Here is a 26,313-nt window from a genome sequence, read left to right on the forward strand (position 1 = left end):
ATATCGCAAATCTAGGCATGACGCTCACGCCGATTCAAGAGGTTGCGCGCGAAGAGAAAAGGACTTGTTCACACGGCCGGAATCGTTGATCCCACAGGCTCATTCATGGGAGCCCGGCATGAGCCCGACCGCGAAAACGAATATGCCTGTTCTGGATAATTTCTGGATGCCCTTTACCGCGAACCGGCAATTCAAGGCGGCGCCGCGCCTCCTAGCCGGTGCCGAAGGCATGTATTACACCGACATCGATGGCCATCGGGTCATGGACGGTACCGCGGGGTTGTGGTGCGTCAATGCGGGCCATGGCCGTCGGCAGATCACCGACGCCGTCACCCGCCAGCTTGCGACGCTGGACTTCGCCCCGACCTTCCAGATGGGCCATCCGATCGCCTTTGAATTCGCCGAGAGGCTGGCCGCGATCGCTCCTGGCGGCCCGGCGGCCGGGCTCGACCGCGTGTTCTTTACCGGGTCCGGCTCGGAATCCGTGGAAACAGCGCTGAAAATTGCGATCGCCTATCAGCGGGCCATCGGCCAGGGCACACGTACCCGCGTCATCGGCCGGGAAAAGGGCTATCATGGTGTCGGCTTCGGAGGTATCTCGGTCGGCGGTCTGGTGAACAACCGCCGGGTCTTTCCCCAGATTCCCGCCGCGCATTTGCGCCATACGCTCGACATCCCGCGCAATGCCTTCTCGAAGGGGCTGCCGCGGCACGGGGTCGAACTGGCGGAGGATCTGGAACGTCTGGTCGCGCTGCACGGCGCCGAGACCATCGCCGCCGTCATCGTCGAACCGATGTCGGGATCGGCGGGTGTCGTCCTGCCGCCCAAGGGCTATCTGGAGCGACTGCGCGCCATTGCCGACCAGCACGGCATTCTTCTCATTTTCGATGAAGTCATTACCGGCTTCGGGCGGCTGGGCACCCCGTTCGCGACGGATTATTTCGGCGTGATCCCCGATCTGGTCACCACCGCCAAGGGCCTGACCAACGGTACCATCCCGATGGGCGCGGTCTTTGCCAGCCGCAAGGTCTATGATGGTCTCATGACCGGGCCGGAACAGCAGATCGAACTCTTTCACGGCTACACCTATTCCGGCCACCCGGTCGCCTGCGCGGCGGGTCTGGCGACACTCGACGTCTACGCCGAAGATGGACTCCTGACGCGGGGCGCCGAACTCGCCACCTATTGGCAGGACGCCCTGCACAGCCTGGCCGACCGGCCGCATGTCCTCGATATCCGCAATCTCGGACTGGTCGGCGCAATCGAACTGGCCGCGCGCGACGGCGCGCCCGGCGCGCGCGCCTATGACGTCTTCGTCGATTGCTTCCACAAAGGCCTGCTCATCCGCGTCACCGGCGACATCATTGCCCTCTCTCCGCCCCTGATCGTCACGACGGATCATATCGATACCATTGTCTCGATTCTCGGCGACGTAATCACCCGCGCTGCCTGACGGAGAAGCCTTCGTCAACGTCATTCACACGAAAGGAACGCCTATGCCCCTGATGAAATTCCACGTCCTGAAGGGACGGACACCGGCAGAGATCGATCAGCTTCTCGATGCCGCCCATGAGGCGATGCTGCGTGCGTTCAAGGTACCGGCCCGAGACCGCTATCAGATCCTGGTCGAACACGAGCCCACGCATCTGCGCGCGCTGGATACCGGCCTCGATATCCCGAGAACCGAGAAATTCGTCCTGCTCGAAGTCGTCTCGCGGCCACGCAGCCGCGAGGCCAAGCTGGCTTTCTACGAGATCCTCTGTGCCGAATGGCAGGACAAATGTGGAATCGCACCGTCGGACGTCATGATCTCGTTTGTCCAGAATACCGACGATGACTGGTCTTTTGGTAACGGTCGTGCCCAGTTTGTGACGGGTGAATTGTAATCTTCCAACCATGCGCGGATGACAAGACCGATGGGAATAGCCTTGCACGGTCAAAGTGCCTGGGCAAGCGCCGCCATTGGCAACCGGTCGTGACGATATAGAGGATCACCTCCATGACGCGGCGCAAATCAGTACGTCGCGGCCTCCCCAGTCGTTTCCGCTCGGGCATCAGTGGCGCAAGCAGCGCCCATTCCGCATCGCGCAGGTCGCTTGCATACTCCAGATTGTCCTCGCAATACTGCGCACGGGCGATTTCAGTCTACGTCCTGTCTGCATTCAGGGACTTCTTTTGAATTGAAGTTCAGATTCAGGGTTGCCGATGGAGGACGAGCCTTTCCAACGCTTCCGACGGATCGCCCTGCGATGCGAAAAGACACTCACCGCCATCATGGGCTTCACCCATCTCGCATGCGCCATGATCTGGCTACGCTGAAGGCAGACAGGACCTGGGCCATCTTGATCGCATCAGGTTCTCGCAAACCCACGGATCAGTCACAGGTGATGTGACGGCAACAGGGTCGGATCTGAAAGCGATTTCCGAACCGTCTCATACAGCTGTAGCACCGGCGCGGTAAAGACATGCCGGTTGCGGGCGACCAGCACCAGTTCTCGCGCGGGCAGCATCTCGCGAACCTGAATCGGCACCAATGTCTCCGCAATGGCGCGATGCGTGAACGACGCACTGGTCAACATCGTCACGCTGTCGGTGTTCACGGTCAGGAGATGCGCCGTCACCGTGGCCGTACATTCCGTCACCCGTTCGGGAAAGCGCAGCCTCTCCTGGGTAAACAAGCGGTGGAACGGCGCGGTCACATCGTCGCGCGGATCGTGGACCACCCATTCCTGGTCCAGCAGATCACGTATCGACCGCGCCTCACGCAGCGGATGCCCCTTGCGGCAGGCCAGCAGAGAGGGAATATGCCGTAGCAGCACACACTCGTCTGGCCGGCTATAGGCAGGCATCTGTGAACTGAGGGCGAAATCGAGCGTACCGTCGCGCAGTTCCTGCATCAGCTGGCTGGGACGCATTTCCAGAACCCGTAGACGGATCTTCGGATTACGTCGGCGAAATTCTATGATACAGTCACCGATTTCCTTCATGATCGAAACGACCGGGGTGATACCGATCGTCGTCGTGATGTTCCCGGAATCCTCCGCTTCCAGCAGGTCGTCCTTCGCCCGGCGCACGCTTTCATTGATGAAGCGGGCATGCATGACCAGCCGCTGCCCCTGCGACGTCAGACGCGCCCCCTTGTTCGATCGTTCGAAGAGCGCGATGCCCAGTGACGATTCCAGTTCCTTGATCGCCTTGCTCAGCGCGCCCTGGGTGATATTCAGCGTCTCGGACGCGGCATTGAAGCTCCCGGTTTCGGCCAGCGCGACGAGTGCGCGCAAATGGTGCAGCTTCACCTGGCCCTCCTCTCGGTCGCATCGCTTGCCCTGCTCCCGCGACGACACGACAAGCCGCCGGGAGCGTAACAGAACCCTAAAGGCCCGAAGACCATGTCACAAGACACGACCGGACGGAAAAGGCGACCGTGCCACCAGCCCGCATTTTCAATCAGGGTCTCAGATTTCGGGAACCAGGTCGAGCGACGGCGAGACATCCGCCGGAATCGGGCAGACATAAGAGGCCCTACGCAGCTTGTCCGCCAGAGCCGAACGGGCCGCATCCAGCAGGCCGGGCTGGGTCAGCACCTCGATGGCGGTGGCAGCCATCAGTTTCGCCACATGGATCATCCCCGTATGCGCAAGCGAGGATTTTCCCTGGGCCACCATCTGCCAGGAATGGAGCGCCGTCCCGATGGCACAGGTCGCGCCGAGGGCCTGCACGGTCGGCACCTGCCAGCTCACATCTCCGACGTCGGTTGACCCCATCATCCCGCCGGGCGACTGCCCCTCAGGCAGCAGGGGCGGCACCACGTCACAGACCACCAGTTCTTCGCTCCCCCGGACGAGGGGCGCGAGCAGCCGGCGAGCGGTCTGCAATTCACCTTCCGAGAAGGTCTTCCGCATCTCTCGGGCAACAGCGCGATCGGCCTCCGAGAACCGCGGCGGCCCCAGGCGCTCCAGGCATCGCTGCATCGCCTGCTCCAGCGGGCGGTTGGGCAGCAGCTCCGCCATGCCGCTGATCACGCGCGACGACATCGTCGTCTCCGTCATCATCGCGGCCCCTTCCGCGATTCTCCGCACCCTTCCTGCCAATTTCAGCATTTCGTCCAGTTCCATGGCGCGGACGGAATAGGCCAGAACGGCCCGGGACTGCACGACATTCGGCGCGGTGCCCCCCGCATCCACATAGGCATAATGGATCCGCGATGTCGGCAGCATATGTTCACGCAGGTAATTCGCCCCGATATTCATCAACTCTGCAGCATCCAGTGCCGACCGGCCCAGAAAGGGAGCGGCGGCGGCATGGGCGGCCCGCCCGACAAACGTGAAATCAATCCGCTGCGAGGCCAGCGATGCGGCGGGTGCCACGCCCGCTATCCAGAACGGATGCCACGAGATCGCGATATCGACGTCATCGAACACGCCCTCACGCACCATGAACCCCTTTCCGGCCCCGCCTTCCTCCGCCGGGCAGCCATAATACCGTACCCGGCCGGGCGTGCCGGTGGTCGCCAGCCACTCCCTGATGGCATTCGCGGCCAACGCGGCGCCCGCACCCAGAAGATTATGTCCACACCCATGACCGTTGCCATCACCCGACAGAGGCATGCGTTCCGTCGCGCCCGCCTGCTGGCTCAGCCCCGGCAGCGCGTCATACTCCCCAAGAAAGGCAATGACCGGCCCACCCTCCCCAGATTCGGCCATGATGGCGGTCGGCAGTCCCCCCACATCGACGGTAACGCGGAAGCCTTCTTCCTCCAGCCGCCGCTTGTGCAGCGCGACCGACCGGTATTCCTTGTAATTGAGTTCCGGCGCCTCCCACACGGCGTCGCTGAGGGCGGTAAAGCGCTGGCTGCCGGCATCGACCAGCCTCCAGATCGTCTCGCAATTGCCGCTCATGAAATATTCTCCTTCCAGGATTTTCTCTTTTTAAAAAAAATGTTCAGAAATTGAATCCGAACCGCCCGCCGATGAAGCGCGGTGGAGAAGGCATATAGTAATAGGTGGTGGTTTCCATGCCAGCGCTCACCTCGTAATGGCGCTGCAGGATGTTGGAGGCATAGGCGGTCACAGACCAGCGGCCGGAAGCAGGCCGGAACGTCATATGCGCACCCAGCAGGAAATATGACGGCATCAGGGACATGCCGGAGGTCACGCCGGGCGACATGGCCTGCGCGCCGCGATAACTGCCGTCGACGGCGGTGACCCATTCATATCCGTTCAACGGATTGAACCGGTATTCTGCCGTTCCACTCATGGAAAGTTTCGGCATGCCGGTATCGGTCCCGGAATAATCGGTATAGAAGGCCTGCCACACACCACCATGGGTCTGAGCATATGCGGCGACGGCAGCCGTGTTAAGCGTCTGGTATATCTGGTAGTTTCCACGCTGGTAACCAAGATTCCCACTAAGGAAGATATGCCTGAAAGGATGGATTTCCGTATTCAGTTCAATCCCCCAGATCTGTGATTTTGGCGCGTTCATGAACATTCCCAACGGCCCGTAATTCGGCACGAGAAGCGACGTCAGCACCTGCTGGTCGTGGTAGTCGTAATAGAATGCGGCCCCGTTCAGGCGAAAGACATTCGGAACGATATCGCTCTTGAAGCCCACCTCATAAGCCAGCAGCGTTTCTGGCTTATAGGGTGCAAGTTGCGCCTGGACCACGGTATTGTTCGCGGTAAACCCTCCGGGCTTGAACCCCTTGCTGACCTTGAAATAGGCCATCAGGTTTGAGACAGGCTGCCACTGCACGCCAACAACGCCGCTGAACTGGTTAGCAGACGTCGCTTCATTGTTGAAGTTCAGGGTGCTGATCCCGAAATGCCTTGTGGCCAGTCCCAGAAGCTGCCGGTCGTCTGCCTCATGCGTAATGCCGCCAAACAGGGTAACGTTATGCGGAAATCTGTACGAAAGATGCGCAAACTGCGAAAATGTCTGCTGGTTCTGCTGGTACGATGTTTCGGACATATAGCCGCGCTGCGGCAGATATTGCGTGAAGTCCATGAAGAATTGCTGCGCCATGCGGACGCGATCGTAATAAGCCCCGATGTTCCACTGGAAGGGGCTCTGCTGATGCGCCGATTTCAGGCTGATACCAAAGGACGTAGCCACTGACTCGTGTGTGAAGTGACGAACGGCGCCGGCTCTGATTCTCTTGATGCGGGAGGATCTGGCTGATGACGGCGGCGGTAAAGCTACGAGATGACTATTCGGCCTCTGATCTGAGGCGACTTGCGGCGCGCAGCCAGCAGGCGAACGCTGCGCGCCGGCTTCTGGCCCTGGCGGCGATCCGTGACGGGTCCAGCCGGACGGATGCGGCCCGCGTAGGCGGCATGGATCGCCAGACATTGCGAGACTGGGTTCATCGCTTCAATGCCGAAGGACCCGATGGCCTGCGCGATCATCAGCACGCGGGGCCAGCCTGCCGATTGAACGGGGCACAGCAGGCCGAATTGAAGGCCCTGGTCGAGGCGGGCCCGGATCGGCAGCGCGATGGCGTGGTGCGCTGGCGCCGGGTCGATCTGCAACGCGTGATCGAGGAGCGCTTCGGCGTCGTCTACCACGAGCGGCACGTGTCCACTCTGCTGAAACGGCTTGGTTTTTCCCATGTCAGCGCCCGGCCACGCCATCCGGGTCAGGACGCTGGCGTCATGGAGGCGTTTAAAAAAACTTCCCCCGCATCCTGAACGCCCATATCGGCCATCTGCCTAAGGGCAAGCCGATCGAGATCTGGTTCCAGGACGAGGCCCGGATCGGCCAGAAGAACGGGATCGTCCGACAATGGGCCCGGCGCGGCACGCGGCCACGCCAGCCGGCCGACCAGCGCTACGAGAATGCCTGGCTGTTCGGGGCGATCTGCCCGGCGCGCGGCAAAGCCGCCGGCCTGGCGCTACCGTTCATCGGCACGGCCGGCATGCAACTGCATATCGAGGAAATCTCACGCTGCGTCGCCCGCGGTGCCCACGCTGTCGTGCTGCTCGATCGCGCAGGATGGCATACCACCGACAAGCTGAAGCTGCCCCGCAATATCAGCCTGATCTTCCTGCCGTCCCGCGCTCCCGAACTGAACCCGGTCGAGAATATCTGGCAGTTCCTTCGCGCCAACTGGCTGTCCAACACCGTCTTCGACGGCATCGATCACATCATCGACGCCGCCTGTTCCGCCTGGAACAATCTCGCCGCCCTCCCGGAAACCATCCGATCCATCGGACTCAGAAAATGGGCTCACACAAGTCTGTGTCTATAACCGTTGGTATGAGTTCCTGCGAGAACGTGTTGGCCACGACGTTGCGGTACTGGTCGCCGGTCGCGTATTGCGTGGCATCCTGGTCGGTATACTCGCCGATCCGCTCGGTCTCGAACGCGCTGATGCTGCTCAGCGTGGCAAAGCCGAGTTGCCGCGACATCTTCAGGTCGGCGCCCCAGAACGTGTTATGTTCCGAAGGCTTGATACTGGCTGAACGCCCGAACAGGGCGGCGAATTGCGGGCGCAGGTCCCATTCGGCCTGGTAGAACCCCATATTCGGGCTCGGTCCGACCGGTTGGACGTTCAGGAACGGCTTTCCCGCCACGACCTGGGAGTCGTCCTGCACCCAATGGCCCGTCAGCATGATGTCGGTCTTCTCGTCCGGCTGCCATCTCAGTTTCGCCCTCAGCGCCCCTTCGTTGGCATCTCCCAGGTGCGATCCATCCAGCGGCATGCTCTGCCATCCACCGCCCTGCTGTGCCTGCCCGGCAATGCGGAATGAGACGGTGCGCGACAGTGGACCGGAAACATAGAAATTCGTGCGGCTGCGCGCGTAGCTGGCAATGTCTTCCGACAGCCCGCCATGCCATGTCGCCGTCGGGTCAGCGGTGTGGATGTTGATTTCACCGCCAGTATCGGTCTGGCCATGTTCCGTTCCGACCGGACCGGGCGTGACGTCGACTGAAGCAAGGTCGAACATCATGCCATTGCTCATCTGCCCCAGCGGAAACGCAACACCGTCGATATAGGTCATGACCGACGACATGGCGTTCTGCGTGTAATCGTTCATGCCGACGCCGCGCAGCAGGTAATTGATCGTCGAGGTTCCGTTCATGCTCTGGATCGTCACGTTCGGCAGCAACTGCTGCAAGTCGGCGATGGTGACGACATTGCGGTTGGTCAGTTCCTCGGCGGTGATGCGGGTCGCGGAATCCGCACTATGCTGCGCCTGGGAAAAGCGGAAGGCCCGGCGCGCGCCGTTGACATCGACCGTCTCGCCCACCGCGACCGGCAGGCGGGTATCCCGGGCCTTTGCTCGTGCGACGACGGTCGGCTGGCGCCTAGGTGCTGTGGTGGAAGAGTGGGCGGCGCGAACCGGCTTTTTCGGCCCCGCTGCCGCCCGTGCCGAAATATCCGACATGATCGTACAGCCGAACAGCATGCAGAAAATTGCGGCGCTTTGTCGCGAAGACATGACCTATCCTTTACCCTTAGCGGGTTTTCGCAATCCCCGAAAACGAGACGATCCGAATGATCTGGTGAATGGAGCCGAGCGAAGCGCTGCGGCGATTCAGGCGGGCGGTTTGGGCCAGGCGTGTTGCGTTGGCCGCATCAACTCCCATGCGCGTGCCAGGCGAAGCACGCCGATATCGTCGAACCGGCGCCCGGCAATTTGCAGGCCGATAGGCAGGCCGGCTTGCGTGTAGCCACAATTGATCGCGGCCGCTGGCTGTTCCGAGACGTTATGAACGCAGGTGTAGGCGATATCGTACATCAGCCCGGACTCGGGGTTCGCACACCAGGATTCAGCGGCAAATGCGGGCACGGGCGAAACGGGGGACAGGACGAAATTGAACCGGCCGGTCACCTGCGCAGTGCGCTGGCGCATCGCCAGGACGTTTTGGTAGGCCCGATAGAACGCCTTTCCGCCGATAGCAGGCTGTTTCAGGAGGGCTTCGCGAAGCTGTGGGTGTAACCTCGCCTGCTGTTCTGGTGTCAGATCCTCCAGATCTACCGCTGCCCGGATATGCATGAACGTGCTGAACCCATCGCGCATGGCGGGCTCGATCCAGTTCTCGACCAGTTCCACATCGGCACCATGCGCCTCAAAGGTTCGGGCGGCGCTCGTGACGGCCGCCTCCACCTCCGGGTCCAGGCACAGGCCGCTGCCGGGGTCCAGAAGCAGGCCCAGACGCAACCCCTTCAGGCTGGCATGCGCCAGATCGCTCCAGGCCACAGGTTGGAAAGGGAGGCTCATGTAATCGCGGTCATCCGGCAGGGACATCACCTGCATCATGGTCGCCGCGTCGGCCACATCCCGCGTGATGGGGCCCGTGACACGAAAGAAATAGGGCGGCAGGTGCGGCACGCGCCCCCAGCTCGGCTTCAGTCCGAATACGCCGCAGAAACCGGCGGGAATACGGATCGAGCCGCCGATATCGGTACCGACATGCAGCGGACCGTACCCAGCGGCGGCGGCGGCGGCGGCACCGGAACTGGAGCCGCCAGGGGTCTTGCTCAGATCCCACGGGTTGCGCGTTAGCGGATGGAAGCTGGACGGCGAGGCCGCCAGCAGACCGAAATCCGGCATGGTGGTCTTGGTAACCAGAATGGCGCCGGCTTCCCGCAGCCGCGCCATCGGCGGCGCATCCTGCGTCGCCGGCACCAAGTCCGTCGCCGCACTGCCCAGCGGGGACGGCACGCCCTTGCTGGCGATGTTTTCCTTCACGGTGACCGGCACGCCATCCAGCAGACCCAGCGGCGCATGATCGCGCCAGCGGGCCTCGGAGGCGCGCGCCTCCGCCAACGCGGCATCGGCGCTCATGGCATAGGTGGCGTGAAGGGCCGGCTCCCATGCCTCGATCCGCTCCAGCACCGAGCGAACCACCTCGACGGGCGAAAGCGCGCCGCTGCGATACCGTTCCACCAGGCAAGCAGCACTCAGTTCGGCCGGCGAACCGGTCGTACATGTATCGTACATCTCAATTTCCTGAAGCTATCGTAGAATTATTATATTCGTTTTTGATTTCTATTCCGTATTTTCAGACGGAAAGAAAATGACCGTCATCATACTGACCATCATGGCCGCGAACAGATACCAGGCGGGGGCCATGACATTGTGGGTGACGGCGATCAGCCAGGTGACGATCATGGGGGCGAACCCGCCGAAAATCGTCACGCCGCAACTATAGGATATGGACATTCCGGCAGCCCGGTGGCGACAGGGAAAGGCTTCGATCATCAGGGCGGTTCCCGCTCCCGTTCCGATGGCCCCCGTTGCAAAAAATAACGCCATGACTGAGAGAATAATGAATGGCGACGCTTCCGATGCCAACAGGTGAAACAGCGGAAAGATCAGCAGCATCTGGAACACCCCAAGCCCCATTGGCAAGGATTTGCGCAGCCCCAGCCGATCGGCGAGGCGCCCACCCAGCGGTCCGATGACAAGGATGGCCAACCCGGCGATGCAGGGTACGGAAAACGCGATGGTCTGGGAAAAACCGAGCGAACGCACCAGATAAACCGGCATGTAATAGATCATGATATAGGTGGACACCGTACTCCCGGCCATCAGCAGAATCCCCTGCAGCAACGTCTTCCATTCGCTGACGAAGATGCCCGACCAGCGGACGGGGACAGCCTCCGCGGGAGGCGCCGATTCGCGCAGGGTGCTGCGAATATAAAGGCCGAGCGGCCCGATCAGCAGGGCGATCAGAAACGGAACGCGCCAGCCCCAGGCCTGCATAGAGGCTTCGGACATCAGTCCATGTACCGATACACCGACCAGGGCGCCGAAAAGCGCGGCCCCGCCCTGACTTGCCGCCTGCCAGCTCACCAACTCGCACCGACGGTCACGACTGGCGCTCTCAAGCAGCAAAGTCGTGGCGGTCCCGATCTCGCCCCCCGACGAAAAGCCCTGAAGCAGACGCCCGATAACGACCAGCAGCGACGCGGCGATGCCGAATCGCGCATAGTCCGGCGCGAACGCGATGGCGGCGGTTCCCACAACCATCAGGCCGATCGTCAATGTCAGAGCCGGCTTGCGGCCATGGCGGTCGGCATAATGGCCGATGATCGCGGCGCCGAACGGCCGGGCAAAGAAACCCACGCCGAACGTTGCCAGCGCGACGAGCAACGAGAGCAGCTCGCTGCCGTCAGGAAAGAATGCCCGCGCGATATAGGTGGAGAAAAAACTATAGACGGTAAAATCATAAACTTCCAGGGCATTGCCCAGGACAGCGGCGATAATGGCGCTGATCGATGACGTTGCGGCGGCCTTGCTTTGGACGGCTGAAACCTCTGCTTCGGCGACGGCCGTCATGTTGCCAATCATATCGGTGCCTTTTCATCATACTTCCATTATTACCGTATCGATATGGACGCGATGTGGCATCGTAATTTTATTCATGGCTATGAATAACGAGATCCGCCGCGCCCGACCACTCGTGTGTGTGCCAGGCGAACCGTCTCATCCTCAAATTCTTGCGTAAAACGTCGTTGCTTCGTCAGGGATAGAGCCTTTCATGCTCAGAAAGCGGTCTCCACTTTTTCGAAGCAAATCCACGTTATCGTTATGCGCCCATTGCGTTGTTCAAGCCGATACGGATGGAATATTTATGGGTTAGATTCTCGATCTGCAGAACTAGACCGCGGCGGCCGCCATGATCTGCGTCTTCCGTCCGGTTACCGTGCAATACAAAATAAAATATCAATGGTGACCTCTATCGCGGCCAGTCGGCCGTGATCCGCTCCGCCAGATCGTCGAGGATCGACTGGGTGAGCGTTGCGACCTGATCGTCGGTCGTGGCGGGGCCCTGGCGGGTCAGGGTGGCGCGCTGGTGGATCAGCGGCTGGTGTTCGTCATGCGGGATGATCGACCAGTCGGCGGCCAGTGACGCGGTGCCGTCATGGGCGATGTCCAGACGGCTGATATTGACCGCCAGCCGCCAGGTGGCGGGCAGGATTTGTGGCTGGTCGGTCACGAACAGGTCGGTGCGGCTTTGTGCCAAGCGCGCCGTGATCAGGTCGGTGGCGCCCAGGGACTGGCGGCTGGCCCAGCGGCCGGTGGCGCTGCGTTCGATCCGGTTGCCGTCGCGGGCGATCAGGTCCTGGCCATCCAGATAATCGGGCAGGGTGACGCGGGCGACCGCGACGGTCGGCGTTGCCGGCGTGACGGCGCCGACCGGCACCGCACCGGTCGCGATGGCCGGCGCGCCCAGCGTGTAGAACCGCACCGGCGGCGACGCGCAGGCGGCGAGCAGGGCGGGGAGAACGAGGCCAGCCAGCCACGCCGGAACGCGTTGATCCCGGCGTGGGAGAGGCTGTTCTCCCAGCCGGTCTGCCGAGCGAGAGGGCCGCGAAGCGGGCCGCCCGGCGTGTGTTTCCGAGCACCGGAGCGGAGCGGCCTTGATGGCCGTGAGCACCGGAGCGCAAGAAACGCGCGTCGGATCGCCGGCAGACCGACGTGCAGAGCGGTTTTTCATGGGCGGCGTCCCATTAGGAGGAGTTGCGGATTGCGTTCGACGTCGCTGGCGAAGCCGCGCAGGGCAGCGGCGGCGGCGGACAGGTCGCGCAGGGTGGAGTCGATGTTCGCGCGGTCGGCCGAGCGGGGCGATGTCATGTCGTGCAGGGCGGACAGGCTCTCGCGGGCCTGGATCACCGTGTCGTTGGCGTTGCGCAGCACTTCGTGCAGGTCGGCGCCGCGGGCATCGAGCTGCTGGGTGCCGGTATTGGCCAGCCGGTCGATGGCCGTCAGCGTCGTACCCAGCCGTTGCTCCAGGTCCTGGATGGCGTGGGTCGCGCTGTCGACGGCGATGCGCGAATGGTCGGAGGTCTCTTTGATGCTGTCGACCAGCGGAGGCAGGTCCTGATCCAGCCGTTCGCTCAACTGCTTGATGCTGGCGAGCGCTGCCTGGGCGTTGTCGGCCAGTTCCTTCAGGGGAAGCTGGGTCAGGGTTTCCTGCACCTTCTGGATCGCGGACTGGCGGGTCGGGATCTCAACCCGCTTGCCGGATACGATGTCGGGGTGCAGGACCGCAGGGGCGGAGGGGTCGAAATCGAGGTCGATCTCCGCCTGGCCGGTGACGAAGCTTTGCATGTTCAGCGAGGCGCGCAGCCCGTGGTCGATCATGCTCTGCAGGGTCAGGCTGTGGTGGCTGCCTGACCTGCCGGCGATCGAGATGCGGTTGGGCTGGAGTTCGACCGTTACCGGGATATAGGCGGCATGGGTTCGGGCATCATAGGTGATCGAGATGGAATCGACCGCGCCGACCCGGACCCCGCGGAATGTGACCGGGGCGCCGATGGTCAGGCCCGAGGTCGAGCCCTGGAACACCACCATGGCCTGCCGGGTGGGCGAGAAGAGGTTGAAATTGCCGAAGAAGACCAGGGCCCCCATGCCCAGGGCCACACCCCCGACGACAAAGGCGCCAACGATCGTTTCTCGATTTGCCATGGGTCAGTCGGTCCTCCCGGACTCGGTTTCGCGTTCGCGTTCGCGGTGCATGAAGGCGTGGACTTGCGGTTCGTCGCAGTGATCGTGGAGCCAGGACGGCGCGCCGTGGGCGATCGGGGTCCTGGTCTTGGCGTCGAGGAAGATCCCGTCATCGGCGATCTTGAACAGGCTGGGCAGTTCGTGGCTGACGATGACGATGGTGGCCCCCAGACCGTCGCGCAGGTTCAGGATCAGATCGTCCAGCCGGGCCGACGTGATCGGGTCCAGGCCGGCTGACGGCTCGTCGAAGAACAGGATATCCGGGTCTAGCGCCATCGCGCGTGCCAGCCCCGCGCGCTTCCTCATCCCGCCGCTGAGTTCCGACGGATACTGGTCGATGGCGTGCAGCATGCCCACCAGCCCCAGCTTCAGCTCCACCTGGTCGCGCACGGTGGTCGGGTCCATCTTCGTGAGCATCTGCATCGGCAGGGCGACATTTTCGCCGACCGTCAGCGAACTCCACAGCGCGGCGCTCTGGAACAGCACGCCGAAGCGCCGGCTGACCGCCTGCCGGTGGGCGTCGTCGGCCGTCCAGTAGGCGTCGCCATCGACCAGGTACTGGCCGGCGGCGGGGCGCAGCAGGCCGATCATGCTCTTGAGGACGGTGCTCTTGCCGCAGCCCGATCCGCCCATGACGGCGAAGATGCTGCCGCGCCGGATGTCGAAGGAAATATCCTTCTGGATCACTTTCAGCCCGAAGGCGAGCGTGACGCCCTGGAGGGACATCAGGATGTCGTCCCGCGTACCGCCCCGTCCGGGGGCCTGGGTGGGGGGTGCCATGTCAGATTCCGATCGTCGTCGCGATGATGGCGAAGATCGCGTCCAGCGCGATGACGCCCACGATCCCGACCACCACCGCGCGGGTTGCGGCCACGCCGACATCGGCGGCGCTGCGGCCGGCCTGCAGGCCGATGCGGCAACTGGTCAGCCCGATCAGGGTGGCGAAGAAGATGCTCTTGACGAAGCCGAACACGAACTGGTTCAGCGCCACGGCATTGAGCGTCTGGTGAAGATAGCCGGCCCCGGTGACCGACAGCATGCTGATCGCGACCGCGAAGCCGCCCAGCATGCCGACCAGGCTGCCGTACAGGTACAGGAACGGCATGGTGGCGGTCAGGCTGAGGATCGACGGCAGGATGATATAGCTCGAGACCGGAATGCCGAAGACCGTCAGGGCGTCGATTTCCTCGTTGCCCTGCATGGTGGCGATGCGCGCGGCATAGGCGCCGCCGGTGCGTCCGGCCATGATGATCGCCGTCATCACCGCCGACATCTCGCGCACCATGGCGATGCCGACCAGGCTGGCGACATAGATATCGGCCGCGAATTTGCGCAGCTGCACCGCGCCGACGAAGGCCAGGATCGCGCCGACCAGGAAGTTCACGACGCTGACGATCAGCAGCGCCGACGGGCCGGCGTCTCGGATGTTCGACATCAGGTCGGTCAGGCGCATCCGGCCGCGGCCGGTCACGCTGGCCACGCCGCCGCGGGCGGTCTCGATGCCCAGCTCGGTCACGGTGCCGATTTCGGTCAGGCTGTCGATGGTGACGGTGCCGATCGTGGCCAGTGGGGCGAAGCGACGGCGAGGCAAGGGTGGAGCGGGCGCGGGACGGTCGGGCAGCAGATCGAGTAGCTTGCGCGCCGCGTCCGGCAGGGTCTCGGCGCGCATGTCGAGTTGGGCCTGTGCCGCGCCCTGCTTGAGGGCCCACAAGAAGCCGATCAGCCCGGTATCCCAGCGCCCCAGCCCGTCGGTGCTGAAGGTCAGGGGCTGGTTCGGCCGGGCCTGGTGCAGCCCGTCGGACGGGAAGTCGGGGACATGACCCTGCTGCGCGATCCAGTCGCCGGACAGGACGATCACGTTGGCATTGTCGCCGGCATGCAGGGACCATTCCGGTTGGCCGCGATCGGTACTGTTCACAGCCTCTCCATATCGCAGTGTGTTTCCCAGGGCTTATAAAGCCGTGGAGGACTTCTCAACATGGACCAGAAGTCCGAGAGAGTTCAGCATATGGAATACCGATTGTCTGTATCAATTCCCCTTCCAACATACTGCGGGTCACGTCACCCTTGCCGGGCAGTTCGATCTTGAGCACCTCGGCTCCGAACCATGCAAGCATCTGTGTGCAAGACGGACCGGCCTGCACACCGGTAAAATCGATAACTTTGATGCCTTCGAGCGGAAGCGTCATCGGAACCCCCAACGGTGCGGTGTTGCACAGATGTCAAACCACACAAGCCGACAGACGGAGGTTGATACGCATCAATTCTATCTTGGAATTTATAAATATTCTGATGCGTACAATTATTTTACAATCAGATATTTCGCATGCTAAAGGCATGCGTACCGGACCATGACTCCGTACGAAACGCATTTCCGGTTGGCGGGCCACGATCGCTTCCGCATCGGCGGCGTCATTCTTCTGACGCTTGACGAACGGACGGACATATTGCGGCGGGATCAGTTTTACCTCGTGCCCCGCATTCATTAGTTCGCGCACCCAGTAATGGGCGCTGCCACACACCTCACCACAAGTGCCGGTGGTTGGCTCACCATGAAGTGTAGAAACTGTGGGTGACGAATTTTCTTGCGGAACAGCAATTCGCTCGTCAGGGATGACGCGTGAGTCTGGAGGGCTGTCTTAGCCAGATCCACTCCAATCAACACGTTGGCATATCGCGATGCCGTTCGGGGAGAACGGCATCCACCTCATCTCACAACCTGACAATACCAACAGCTTGCCCCGCCAATACTCTCTCAAAGGTATCGATCTTAGCCAGCATTGCATCAAGGAACTGAGCGTTGTTGCCCATGCTCTCAGTACAAGGCCACGAATAACACTCGAATGGCGAATGTCCGCGGAAGCGCTCGACCAACAACTCAAACAGGATATGATCGAAGGTGTTGCAACGACCGGTTGAATCCGCCCAGATCCCTCGATCCGATACTCCGAGAGACTGACCGAAGCTGAAAGCGCTACCTCGGTCGGCAGCATCGGCGATTCCTATAAAAATGCCATGGCTGAAAGCATCATTGGCCTTTTCAAGACCAATGTCATCAAGTTCCTTGCCCATGGAGGTCTGCGAGCAGGTCGAATGGGAGACTCCCAAATGGATCGACTAGTAACGACACACGCCGACACAACGCCTTTGGTTGCATCACGCCGATCGAAGCAGAGGAGACCTTCGACGCAAACTTGAACGCTCACGAAAAAGCAGCTTAATCATAGGACCAGAAACTCTTTGGAGCTTACCTCCCGCAAAGGGCAGAAGGGATGGAAACCGTCGGGGATTGCGACAACGATCAGTCATACTGACATTCGACATCGGGCAATTTTTGCCGTACAAAGTGCTCGACAAGACACTCAGGCCGTCTCAATGTCCTGCCAAAACATGTTTCCTAGAATTTTCAACTCCGAACTTCACGTTTCAATGGACCGATTGGCCGGCCAGATAATGTGCATACAGCGAGCCGACTACGGCAGACACAAAGCGCGCTTGTACATTATCGGCGCGACTGGTCAAGAGCACCGGAACACGGACCCCCAACACGATCCCAGCCGAATCGGCTTCGGCCATAAAAATCAGATTTTTGCTGAACATATTGCCAGATTCAAGATCGGGTGCCACAAGGATCTGGGCCTGCCCTGCGACAGGGAAAACTATCCGTTTGATTCTTGCGGCCTCGGGATTGACGGCGTTATCCATCGCTAGTGGCCCGTCCAGAATACCGCCTGCTATCTGCCCGCGCTCGGACATTTTGCACAGAGATGCGGCGTCGATAGTAATTGGAATCTTCGCAGTAATTGTCTCCATGGCCGATAGAATCGCGACATGGGGGGGGGCCTAGACCAAGTCCGATGTGCAGATCAATGGCGTTCTGAACAATGTCACGCTTGTCATCGAGAGATGGGGAAAATATTGATAGCACCATCTGTAACGAATATAATATTGTCGTAGCGGGGATCCGCAATCAAAAAAACATGGCTGACGCGGCGCGCTGTCCGAAGGCTCCCATCGCCTCCCACCACTGCATGCATCAGCACGTCAGTCTCCAGGCTGTTAATTTCTGCTGAGATTTGGGTTCATCCGCACTTTGCGTGCAGGCTGGGATTGTACGGCGGCCGAAGATTTGGGAAAGGCTGAGGATCTACCACTGATCCGGATCCCGCGCCCTTGTCCGCCGTTCGAGCCCTTGATTTCCCTTCGTCCTTGTCCGCTGGTCGTCCGGTCATGGTGGCTGATCATTTGTGGGTGGAGACGAAATCCCGTTGTCATGGAGCAGCCTGTCCCGATTGTGGGACGGTGTCGCATCGACGTCACAGCCATTATGTTCGCAAGCTTTCTGACATGCCGGCGCATGGACGCCGTGTTTCCCTGTCGATGACGGTGCGACGTTTTCGTTGCACCGACAAAGGATGTCAGCGCCGAACCTTCGTCGAACCATTGGGGGAATTCGCGGCTCCCTACGCGCGGCAGACGTGTCGGCTGGCGAACCTCCACACCTACGTAGCCCACGCGCTGGGCGGGAGTGCAGGTGCCCGTATGGCGGCGCGCCTGTGCTGTCCCATCAGCGCCGACACGCTGATACGGCGCATCGTCAGGATGGCAGCGGTCGCCGGCCGGCCTGAAACGCCCCGCGTGCTCGGTGTCGACGACTGGGCCTGGCGGCGTGGCCGACACTATGGCACCATTCTCGTGGACCTCGAACGAAACAGGGTGGTCGATCTTCTGGCCGACCGGCAGGGGGACACTCTCGCGGCGTGGCTCCGCGATCATCCCGGTATCGAGATTGTCGCCCGTGATCGCGCAGGGGCCTATGCCGACGGCATTCGGCAGGGCGCCCCGGCCGCCATTCAGGTCGCAGATCGCTGGCATCTGATCCGCAATCTTCATGATGCGTTCCTGACCGTCGTCGACCGGCACGCCGTTCTGGCCAGGCGCATCATGGCCGATATCACGAATGAGGTCTCCCCGGTCGGACAGCCGGTCGACGCAGGAATGGTGAGCGATCCGGGCGAGACTGGGCCCGTTGCGTCCAGTCAGGCCCGTCAGGGACAGCGTGAAGAGCAATACCGGCAGGCGGCCGCCATGCGGGCGAAGGGACAGACGATCAGCCGTATCGCACAGACAATTGGCGCGGAACGCAAGACCGTCCGGCGGTGGTTGCGACAGGGTCACCCCTCGACGTGGCAGCGTCGCATTTTTCGGCCCGGCATCATGACCCCCTACGCCACCTTTCTCGATCGACGCCTGAAGGAAGGATGTCACAATGCCGCCCGTCTGCATCGTGAAATCACCGCCATGGGGTTCTCCGGTCGATATGGAAGCGTCCGGGACTGGGTCTTGTCGAGACGATCCACGGCAGGTGCATCTCATCCGGTGCCGATCAAACCCGTGCCCATGGGTAGAAACCTGGCTCGGATGCTCACGACCGAAACCAGCAACCGGTCAGATATGGACGTCCTGTTTATCCAGCGCCTGATGACGGCCGCGCCGGTGCTGGCGCAAGCCACGGTCTGGGTAAGAGACATGCAGGATCTCTTTACCAGAAAATCACAGGCATCCCTGGAAACCCTTCTCGAAGCGGGGGAAAGAACGCCTCTATCCCGTTTTGTAACTGGCCTGCGGCGAGACCTTTCCGCCGTTCAGGCCGCACTGCACCACCCCTGGACCACCAGTCCCGTCGAAGGGCAGATCAGCCGCCTCAAGATGATCAAGCGCACCATGTTCGGTAGGGCAGGCTTCAAACTCCTCCGCGCCCGTGTCATGCACGCAAAGTGCGGATGAACCCAATTCTCAATGAAAATTTCCGCCCCTACAGGGTCAGTTCTCGCTGGAAATCAACAACGTAATCTAGCAGACTCTAAGCGACTGACATAGGCAAGCTGCTTCAAGCTGGGAATTCTATGACCTGGCGCACGGCTTCGGCCGCGCTCAGCCGGTCGAAGGCGGCATTGATGTCGTCGATGGCGATGCGGCTGCTCAACAACCTGTCCACCGGCAGGCGCCCGGTCCGATATAGCGCCATGTAGCGCGGGATATCGCGCACTGGCACGCATGTTCCCATATAGCTTCCCGCGAGCGTCCGCTCCTCACCCACGAGACTGGCGATGTTCAGGGAAAGCGTGGCATCCTTCGGCGGCAGGCCGGCGGTCACCGTCATGCCGCCGGCACGACGGGTCATTGCCACCGCGCTTTCCAGGGCACGGATCGATCCCGCCATCTCGAAAGCATAATCGACGCCGCCGCCCGACAGCCGCCTCACCTGCGCGATCGCATCCATAGAGCCCGCGTTCACCGTCATGGTGGCCCCGATCTCGCGCGCAAGCGCCAGCTTGGTGTCCGAGAGATCGACCGCGATCACCTCCCCCGCCCCCGCCGCCCGCGCTCCCATGACGGCGGCGAGACCGACGCCGCCCAACCCGACCACGGCGACGCTCGTGCCCATCGTGACTTTCGCGGTATTGACGACTGCACCCACCCCGGTCATGACCGCGCAGCCGAACAGCGCGGCTTCCGCGAACGGCACGTCCGGATCGATCCTAACCAGCGAGTCGGGCGACACCACGGCATGATCCGCGAAGCTCGAGACGCCGAGATGGTGATGGACCGGCTTTCCATCCAAGCTCAGCCTGACGGCCCCGCCGATCAGCGTGCCAGCGGCATTCGCAACGCCACCGGGTTCGCACATCGCCGGACGGCCGCCGGCGCAGATCGGGCAATGACCGCAACTCGGGGTGAACGTCATCACCACATGGTCGCCAACCGCGAAGTCCGACACATCCTGCCCCACCTCCTGAATCACGCCCGCCGACTCGTGTCCAAGCACCATCGGCATGGGACGGGGCCGGCTGCCATTGATGACGGACAGATCCGAGTGGCACAGGCCCGTGGCCATGATCCGTACCAGAACCTCCGCTGGACCAGGAGCGGCCAGGTCGAGGGTCTCGATCGAAAGCGGGCAGCTTTGCGCATAAGGCGCCGGCCTCCCCATTTCATGCAGAACGGCAGCCCGGATTTTCATGATGCTGATCCTTCTTTTCCGTGACTGTCAAAGCGCGATCGTCAGTTCACCGAGGCGATCAGTCAATTTTATATTCTCGGAATAATCGACAGGGCACGCAATGATCGACACGCCGTCACCCGCAAGCGCCGTGCGCAGGACCGGCAGCAGGTCAGTGGCGCGCTCGATCGCATAGCCATGCGCGCCGAAGCTCTCGGCATATTTGACGAAATCCGGATTACCGAAATCGACATCACGATGATGCTTCAGTTCCAGGTCCATCTTCCACTTGATCAGCCCATAGGCATTGTCCACCCATACCAGAACGACCAGAGGGATTTTCTCGCGCACCGCGGTCTCGATCTCCTGCGAGTTCATCAGGAACGAGCCGTCTCCCATCACGGCGAGCACCTTGCGCCCTGGACATGCCAGCTTGGCTGCGATCGCTCCGGGCAGGGAGAAGGCCATCGTGGAGAGACCGTTGGAGATCAGGCAGGTCAGCGGCTTCTGCGCGGGATAGAGCCGCGCCATCCACATCTTGATCGCTCCTGTGTCGGCAAGGACGATGTCGTCGTCATCCAGCGCGGCGCGGATGTCGGCGACGATGCGCTGCGGCACCAGCGGAAAGGCATCGTTGGCCGCACCCGCCGAGCACTCCGCCTCCAGGATCGCGCGGATCTTCGCATCGGTGCTGAACGGACCGGCCGGCATGGCCTCGAACGTGGCGATCAACGCGTCCAGCGCGGCATCGATATCGGCCTCGACCGCGACTGCGACCGGGTAGGCGGCATCGATGTCCTCGGCGAAGCGGTGAACGTGGATGATGGTCTTGTCCCGCGCGGGATTGATGCGCGACGGCGCGAATTCCTGCAATTCGTAGCCGACCGAGAGAATGACGTCGGCGGCGTCGAAGGCGAAATTCTCATAGTCATGGCGCATGAAGCCGATGACGCCCAGCGAATTGGGATGTCGCGCGGGCAGCACGCCTTTGGCCATGAAGGTCGTCGCCACGGGAATGTTGAGCATCTCCGACAGCTTTCGCAGCTTGTCCGAGGCGCGTGCGCGCGCGACCCCGTGGCCCGCCAGGATGACCGGCCGCCGCGCCGCGCGCAGGATATCCGCCGCTGCCGCCACGCGGCCCGCGTCGGGCGCGGTCGCGTGCGACGGACGGCAGCAGAGCGGGGCGAGCCCGGCGGGTGCCGCCGTCGCTTCCAGATCCTCGGGGATCGCCAGATAGACCGCGCCAGGCCGCTCGCGCTGGGCGAGGTCGAACGCCTTGCGCACCATCTCCGGCACGGCGAGCGCCGTCGTCATGGTCGCGGCCCATTTGGTCACGGGGCGGAACATGCTTTCGAGATCCACGTATTGATGCGACTCCTTGTAGATCCGGTTGAGCCCCACCTGCGCCGTGATCGCGACCAGCGGCGTGCTGTCGGTATTGGCGTCCGCCACGCCCAACAGCAGATTGATCGCCCCGGGGCCGAGCGTCGCGGTGCAGACGGCGGCGCGGCCCGTCAGGCGGCCGTAGATATCGGCCATGAAGGAGGCTGCTTGCTCGTGCCGGACCAGCACGAAACGGATGGAGGAGCCCTCGGTCGCATCGACGAGACGGATGTTTTCCTCGCCCGGTATGCCGAACATGTAGCGCACGCCCTCGGCTTCGAGGCAGTGGACGACCAGTTGGGCCACAGTCGTTGACGGATCGGACATAGCGATATTCCTCTCTTGGGAGGCGCCTACAGGCTGGTCAGCCAGATGAAGGCGCCCATGGTAAGCACGGACAGCATGGTGGTGAAGAATAGCACGGAGGCCATCTCCCGCTCGGCCACGCGATATTGCACGGCCAGCATCACCGCGATCGAGGCGGTCGGGATGGCCATGGTGACGACGCTCTCCTGCCGCAGCGCGGGCGACAGCCCCAGGACGAGGGCCGTCCCCCAGGTGATCGCCGGCATCAGCACGTTCTTGGCGAAGACGGCGCGGAACACCTGTCCGTCCCACATCACCTGGCGCGAGAACAGGATGATGCCCGATGCGAACAGAGCGACGCCGCCGGTGGATTGGCCCAGCAGCGTCAGCGAGCCACGAAGCGCGTGCGGCAGCGAGAGCCCGCACAACACCAGCAGCAGGGCCGCGAGCGGCGCCCACACGACCGGCTCCTTGCACGCATGGACCCCATAGTCGACGAAATTGCCGCCCTTGGGCGCATTCGCGGCCGTGTCGTCCGTCGCCTGGGCACCGGCGACCAGGAAGATGAGGGTCAGCGGCACCTGCACGAGATTCATCAACAGGCTCGCGATCGCGATCGGCACTGCGCTCGCGGGTCCGAAGATATGGCCCAGCACCGGCACGCCGACGAAAGGAACGGCCGGCCCGCTGATGGCCAGTGCCTCCAGCGCAGCCACGCCGATGGGGCGATGGAACAGATAGCGGGCGAAGCCCAGCACGACGCCGTAGCTGCCGACCATCCCGAGCGTGATGACGAAGAGCAAGGGTCCTGCGGAGAGAACCTGATCGCGCGGCGTCGCCATGATGCCGGCGAACAGATTCAGCGGCAGAGCGTAGAGCATCACCATCCGGTTGAGGATGGCCGCCTGATCGCCACTGAAATTCCGATCCCATCCCGCGAGATAGCCCAGAAGAAGCGTCACGACGATCGGCAGCAGGGCTTCTACGATGGTCGAACTCATGGATGCGGCGGCCTTTCGAGCACGGAACGGAGAGGTGGGCGGCACGCGGGACTCGTCATAGCAGGGCCGTCGCCTTGAAGCCGATCACGCTCGCGTTGCGGATATGGGTCGAGCCGCCTGGATGAACGACATATTCGTATTCCGGCTGAAACAGCATGCCCCGCCACACCGCCGCGCCATAATAGACTTCCATGATTCCCTCATCGGATTGCGGTCCCATCAGGCCGGCACCGGGGCTGAGGCCGGCGGCTTCGCGTAGTTCCTCGCCCCGACGCAGAGCGAAGCTGAACGTGTAATGCGAGAATACGATGCCTAACCGGTCATGATCCCGACCCGGCACGACGCTCGGCGCCGTGAGGCCGATGAATTCCTGCTCATGAAACACGCTGATCGACGCGTTATTATAAATAAAACCGCCGAACAGGATGCCGCCGCTCGTCATCGAGCTCTATATCTACCTGATGGGCCTCGCGGTCCATAACGAACCCCTCTTCTATTAGATACTGCGCGCGGGTGATTTCAGTCGAGCCATCGTGATCTCATTAGGTTCTCGCAAACCCATGAATCATAACCAAGTGAAATCACACAACTTATTTTCGGTGAGACACTCAATTAACAAGAGCAACCCATCAATGTGTCAGTGCGATGAATGCGCCTACGGTTAATGGCGACATAATTGTGCTTATCAGGAGAATCGACGGGGCGGATTCCTCGGCCACACCATATTCCAGCGCCAACATCACGATGATTGGCATGGCGGGGATAGCCATGGTGATTACAGCCTGAGAAATGATGCCGCGATCTATGCCGAGCCAGAAAAGGCAACCAAAAACCAATCCCGGCTGTACAATGTTCTTGAGAAAAACAAAAAGCAAAGTGTATAGATCGATTTTGACCTTGTAGGCAGCCAGCACAATACCCGCCGCAAAAAGCGCAACACCCGCAGAGGACCCTCCCAGAAGAAGAAGCGACTTCCCGACGAGAGGCGGCACGGGGATGCCGACCACCACGATGATCGTACCGAGAAAGGGCGCCCAAACCAGCGGTTTTTTGCACGTTTCCTTGATTTGCGCCACGAGTATTTCCCTGGGTCTGCCTGGAACGCTCTGGCGAGATCCTTCGGGTAGGTTAATGGCTTTCTCGCCCTTACCTAGTGTCAGGAGAAAAATTGTGAGCGGCACGACCGTCACATTGATGACAATGCTGGCGACAGCGATCGGAATAGCGCTGCTAGACCCGAAGACGCCGCCAAGGATAGCGGGACCGAAAAACGGTACCGCAGGGCCCGCCGCGGTTACCGCGCCCAAAGCACTCGTGCTCACCGTCAAGCGAAAGGCTAGACGACACAACATATACACCAATGCATACATGCCGATGATGCCAATCAGAATAGCGATAACGAGTGGAACGCTCTTGAGCAGATAGGCCCGCGATGTGCTGATTGTCCCGGCAAATATAGAAAGCGGAACGGCGTAAGTGATCACCATGCGGTTCAGAGTGCCGGCTTCCTTGCCGGTGAAGTCATGATGCCACGCAGCCACAAAACCCAGGCACAGCGTCACGACGATAGGAATCGTCGTGCTCAAAATCGTCAGTATCATGAGAAATCATCGCCTTTCTTATGGATTCAAAGCCCATCTGTTAACTTTTTCGGCAATTTGCCTAGGTATTTACAATTCTATTCATTTTTTTACAAAAATGTCGATCGACGCATTCAAGAGTCCAAATTTTTGATGCCGGAAGTTGCGCAAGAAACCAGGTTACCGCAAGTAGATCAGCACTCCCTCCTGGACTTAGATTGCGGGCTATGAGGGCATCGTCAAAGAGACAGAGCTTATCCAGAAGATCGGATGCAGGTTTCGGGTTCTGTAAAAGCAGGTTCGACGCGTAGTCCCTAACGAACGTAAGGCCGTCAACACCGCCCCGAGATACAAGGTTGGTATCCGCATTGAAGGCGAGCAACTCCAGGAGTACTCGCATGAGTGCGTGATTTTCACAGTCGCCTTGCTGGAGTAGATCATCATAAATCGGGAGTGCGAGTCTACGGACCGTCGCAAAGCCCGACTCTGCCTCACCACGTGCGCCGGAAAGACCGTAGCGTCTGTAAACCCGCTCGCCCGCTGTCCGGGTGCGTCCGGCGTTCCCCAGCTCACGCCCCACGATACCGTGACAGAAGTCGGCAACCATGAAACACAGGTTTTCTCGTGTAATGTCGATCCTAAGAGCCTCGGCACGCCCCGCGGCGACCGAAAGCAACCCCAAGGCGAAAATCGCTCCCTTGTGGGTATTGATCCCACCTGTCGCCGCGAACATGGCCGTCTCGCACTCAAAACCAATGGGCCGAATAAGCGCCAGACATTCACCTGGCGCTATTGTTGCATTCGACGCTCCCCACTCGAAAAATCGCAGGAACCAAGGAGAAATAGCGTTGATGCTTCTGATGAAGGTTTGAAGTGTCATATCGTTATGAGCGCCGCTATTGCGCCGATCCACTAATCCGGGTTTCGGTGTTAAAAACAGTTCAGTCAGAAGTGCGCGTTCCGCGTTGCAACGAATCCTCACTGCCAATTTTTCGTTACTGTGGGACATCGTACCGAGTCTTTCTATCAAAGGATAACGACATCGGCGTTATCGATGATCCGCTTTACGGCGTTTGTTAATGATACCAATGAATGTTTGCGCGAACGCCCACATTCAAAAGCGGGTGCATTGCAGACAAGACACTTCCTTCCGTCGAATCCTGACTCCTTACGTGACAGAGATTGTCCATCCGCCCCTATAACGTCGAGATCCCATAGTCTTCCCAGTGGCATGGTGTTCTCCAGGAAGACAAGATGCGATTTCAGGGCGCGGATATCGGCGTCGAATACGTATAATGCTTCAGGTCCGGTTTCCAGAAAGGTGACGGCACGATAACGACACGGCCATCCATATTGTTTTTGGGCGGCTTCGACCGCGGCAATTGCTCCTTGGAAAACCGTCCTCAATCGCGAACTGTCCTTCACTGGTCCGGGGGCGACAAGCGTTATAGACACAACCGCCTTGCCAAAGCGCGCTCGCACCTGAGCCTGCCGGATCGCCCTTTGCTCACGTGCGTCAAGAATTTGCTCAAGACTTACCCTGTTATCGGCCGCCCCCATGATCAAATCGCACTCAA

At 61.2% G+C, this 26,313-nt stretch carries 24 protein-coding genes and 2 pseudogenes; 5 read left to right on the forward strand and 21 right to left on the reverse strand.

What is annotated here, in order from left to right:
- The first annotated feature begins 118 nt into the window (after nucleotides 1-118).
- Together AAC691_RS12320 and AAC691_RS12325 are read left to right on the forward strand one after the other, a co-directional pair.
- Complete coding sequence (locus tag AAC691_RS12320) at nucleotides 119-1,453, forward strand: aspartate aminotransferase family protein (RefSeq protein ID WP_342627106.1); 1,335 nt, start codon at nucleotides 119-121, stop codon at nucleotides 1,451-1,453.
- Between the two features lie 43 nt (nucleotides 1,454-1,496).
- Nucleotides 1,497-1,886, forward strand: coding sequence for a tautomerase family protein (locus AAC691_RS12325; RefSeq protein ID WP_182984525.1), 390 nt, complete (start codon nucleotides 1,497-1,499; stop codon nucleotides 1,884-1,886).
- Nucleotides 1,887-1,938: 52 nt separating this feature from the next.
- Here AAC691_RS12325 and AAC691_RS12330 read toward each other — a convergent pair.
- Nucleotides 1,939-2,139 (reverse strand): annotated as a pseudogene (locus AAC691_RS12330) (transposase); the annotation flags it as partial.
- An 84-nt stretch (nucleotides 2,140-2,223) separates the two neighbouring features.
- Between AAC691_RS12330 and AAC691_RS12335 the strand changes: the two are divergent.
- A pseudogene (locus AAC691_RS12335) lies at nucleotides 2,224-2,319 on the forward strand (IS5/IS1182 family transposase); the annotation flags it as partial.
- A 59-nt stretch (nucleotides 2,320-2,378) separates the two neighbouring features.
- Here AAC691_RS12335 and AAC691_RS12340 read toward each other — a convergent pair.
- The 3 genes from AAC691_RS12340 to AAC691_RS12350 form a co-directional block, all read right to left on the reverse strand.
- Nucleotides 2,379-3,296: a LysR family transcriptional regulator gene (locus AAC691_RS12340; RefSeq protein ID WP_342627107.1), complete on the reverse strand. Its 918-nt coding sequence runs from the start codon at nucleotides 3,294-3,296 to the stop codon at nucleotides 2,379-2,381.
- Between the two features lie 159 nt (nucleotides 3,297-3,455).
- Complete coding sequence (locus AAC691_RS12345) at nucleotides 3,456-4,898, reverse strand: amidohydrolase (RefSeq protein ID WP_342627108.1); 1,443 nt, start codon at nucleotides 4,896-4,898, stop codon at nucleotides 3,456-3,458.
- Nucleotides 4,899-4,941: 43 nt separating this feature from the next.
- Nucleotides 4,942-6,114 carry a TonB-dependent receptor gene (locus AAC691_RS12350; protein WP_342627109.1) on the reverse strand — a complete coding sequence of 391 codons (1,173 nt, stop codon included), beginning with the start codon at nucleotides 6,112-6,114 and terminating at the stop codon, nucleotides 4,942-4,944.
- A gap of 65 nt (nucleotides 6,115-6,179) precedes the next feature.
- On the opposite strand from AAC691_RS12350, the gene AAC691_RS12355 reads away from it, so the two are divergent.
- Nucleotides 6,180-7,249, forward strand: a protein-coding gene (locus AAC691_RS12355; protein WP_342627110.1) for an IS630 family transposase whose coding sequence is annotated in 2 segments (ribosomal slippage) — nucleotides 6,180-6,666 and nucleotides 6,666-7,249 — 1,071 coding nt in all. Because the reading frame shifts where the segments join, the coding sequence is not laid out codon by codon here.
- Here AAC691_RS12355 and AAC691_RS12360 read toward each other — a convergent pair.
- The 10 genes from AAC691_RS12360 to AAC691_RS12415 all read right to left on the reverse strand — a co-directional run bounded on the left by AAC691_RS12360 (nucleotide 7,215) and on the right by AAC691_RS12415 (nucleotide 17,276).
- Entirely contained in the window at nucleotides 7,215-8,444 is a 1,230-nt protein-coding gene (locus AAC691_RS12360) for a TonB-dependent receptor plug domain-containing protein (RefSeq protein WP_342627111.1), read from the reverse strand. The genes AAC691_RS12355 and AAC691_RS12360 overlap by 35 nt on opposite strands.
- 96 nt (nucleotides 8,445-8,540) lie before the next feature.
- Nucleotides 8,541-9,950, reverse strand: coding sequence for an amidase (locus AAC691_RS12365; RefSeq protein ID WP_342627112.1), 1,410 nt, complete (start codon nucleotides 9,948-9,950; stop codon nucleotides 8,541-8,543).
- Nucleotides 9,951-9,998: 48 nt separating this feature from the next.
- The gene (locus AAC691_RS12370) at nucleotides 9,999-11,291 is read right to left on the reverse strand and encodes an MFS transporter (RefSeq protein ID WP_342627113.1); all 1,293 of its coding nucleotides are present in this window, start codon (nucleotides 11,289-11,291) and stop codon (nucleotides 9,999-10,001) included.
- Between the two features lie 400 nt (nucleotides 11,292-11,691).
- On the reverse strand, nucleotides 11,692-12,204 hold the full coding sequence (locus AAC691_RS12375; protein ID WP_342627114.1) for a PqiC family protein: 513 nt from the start codon (nucleotides 12,202-12,204) through the stop codon (nucleotides 11,692-11,694).
- Between the two features lie 245 nt (nucleotides 12,205-12,449).
- Nucleotides 12,450-13,424 (reverse strand): MlaD family protein, encoded by a 975-nt coding sequence (locus tag AAC691_RS12380; RefSeq protein WP_342627115.1) that lies wholly within the window; start codon nucleotides 13,422-13,424, stop codon nucleotides 12,450-12,452.
- A gap of 3 nt (nucleotides 13,425-13,427) precedes the next feature.
- Nucleotides 13,428-14,189 (reverse strand): ABC transporter ATP-binding protein, encoded by a 762-nt coding sequence (locus tag AAC691_RS12385; RefSeq protein WP_408906107.1) that lies wholly within the window; start codon nucleotides 14,187-14,189, stop codon nucleotides 13,428-13,430.
- Between the two features lie 55 nt (nucleotides 14,190-14,244).
- Entirely contained in the window at nucleotides 14,245-15,381 is a 1,137-nt protein-coding gene (locus tag AAC691_RS12390) for an ABC transporter permease (protein WP_342627117.1), read from the reverse strand.
- Between the two features lie 55 nt (nucleotides 15,382-15,436).
- Nucleotides 15,437-15,652 (reverse strand): CoA transferase, encoded by a 216-nt coding sequence (locus AAC691_RS12395; protein ID WP_408905995.1) that lies wholly within the window; start codon nucleotides 15,650-15,652, stop codon nucleotides 15,437-15,439.
- A gap of 523 nt (nucleotides 15,653-16,175) precedes the next feature.
- Nucleotides 16,176-16,535: a hypothetical protein gene (locus tag AAC691_RS22330; RefSeq protein WP_408905996.1), complete on the reverse strand. Its 360-nt coding sequence runs from the start codon at nucleotides 16,533-16,535 to the stop codon at nucleotides 16,176-16,178.
- A gap of 354 nt (nucleotides 16,536-16,889) precedes the next feature.
- Entirely contained in the window at nucleotides 16,890-17,276 is a 387-nt protein-coding gene (locus AAC691_RS12415) for a phosphate acyltransferase (protein WP_342627118.1), read from the reverse strand.
- 417 nt (nucleotides 17,277-17,693) lie between these two features.
- On the opposite strand from AAC691_RS12415, the gene AAC691_RS12420 reads away from it, so the two are divergent.
- Nucleotides 17,694-19,250 carry an ISL3 family transposase gene (locus AAC691_RS12420; RefSeq protein ID WP_342627119.1) on the forward strand — a complete coding sequence of 519 codons (1,557 nt, stop codon included), beginning with the start codon at nucleotides 17,694-17,696 and terminating at the stop codon, nucleotides 19,248-19,250.
- A gap of 103 nt (nucleotides 19,251-19,353) precedes the next feature.
- Here AAC691_RS12420 and AAC691_RS12425 read toward each other — a convergent pair whose 3' ends face one another.
- The 7 genes from AAC691_RS12425 to citX form a co-directional block, all read right to left on the reverse strand.
- A complete protein-coding gene (locus tag AAC691_RS12425; protein WP_342627120.1) occupies nucleotides 19,354-20,487 on the reverse strand; it encodes a zinc-dependent alcohol dehydrogenase family protein in 1,134 nt (377 codons plus the stop codon).
- Between the two features lie 27 nt (nucleotides 20,488-20,514).
- Nucleotides 20,515-22,176 (reverse strand): acetolactate synthase large subunit, encoded by a 1,662-nt coding sequence (locus AAC691_RS12430; RefSeq protein ID WP_342627121.1) that lies wholly within the window; start codon nucleotides 22,174-22,176, stop codon nucleotides 20,515-20,517.
- 26 nt (nucleotides 22,177-22,202) lie between these two features.
- A complete protein-coding gene (locus tag AAC691_RS12435; protein WP_342627122.1) occupies nucleotides 22,203-23,156 on the reverse strand; it encodes an AEC family transporter in 954 nt (317 codons plus the stop codon).
- 55 nt (nucleotides 23,157-23,211) lie between these two features.
- On the reverse strand, nucleotides 23,212-23,598 hold the full coding sequence (locus AAC691_RS12440) for a carbohydrate porin (RefSeq protein ID WP_342627123.1): 387 nt from the start codon (nucleotides 23,596-23,598) through the stop codon (nucleotides 23,212-23,214).
- Nucleotides 23,599-23,785: 187 nt separating this feature from the next.
- On the reverse strand, nucleotides 23,786-24,757 hold the full coding sequence (locus tag AAC691_RS12445) for an AEC family transporter (protein WP_342627124.1): 972 nt from the start codon (nucleotides 24,755-24,757) through the stop codon (nucleotides 23,786-23,788).
- Between the two features lie 61 nt (nucleotides 24,758-24,818).
- Nucleotides 24,819-25,745: a triphosphoribosyl-dephospho-CoA synthase CitG gene (gene citG, locus AAC691_RS12450; RefSeq protein ID WP_342627125.1), complete on the reverse strand. Its 927-nt coding sequence runs from the start codon at nucleotides 25,743-25,745 to the stop codon at nucleotides 24,819-24,821.
- Between the two features lie 17 nt (nucleotides 25,746-25,762).
- Entirely contained in the window at nucleotides 25,763-26,296 is a 534-nt protein-coding gene (gene citX / locus AAC691_RS12455) for a citrate lyase holo-[acyl-carrier protein] synthase (protein ID WP_342627126.1), read from the reverse strand.
- Between the last annotated feature and the right edge of the window lie 17 nt (nucleotides 26,297-26,313).

The organism is Nguyenibacter vanlangensis (assembly GCF_038719015.1).
Lineage (GTDB): Bacteria > Pseudomonadota > Alphaproteobacteria > Acetobacterales > Acetobacteraceae > Gluconacetobacter > Gluconacetobacter vanlangensis.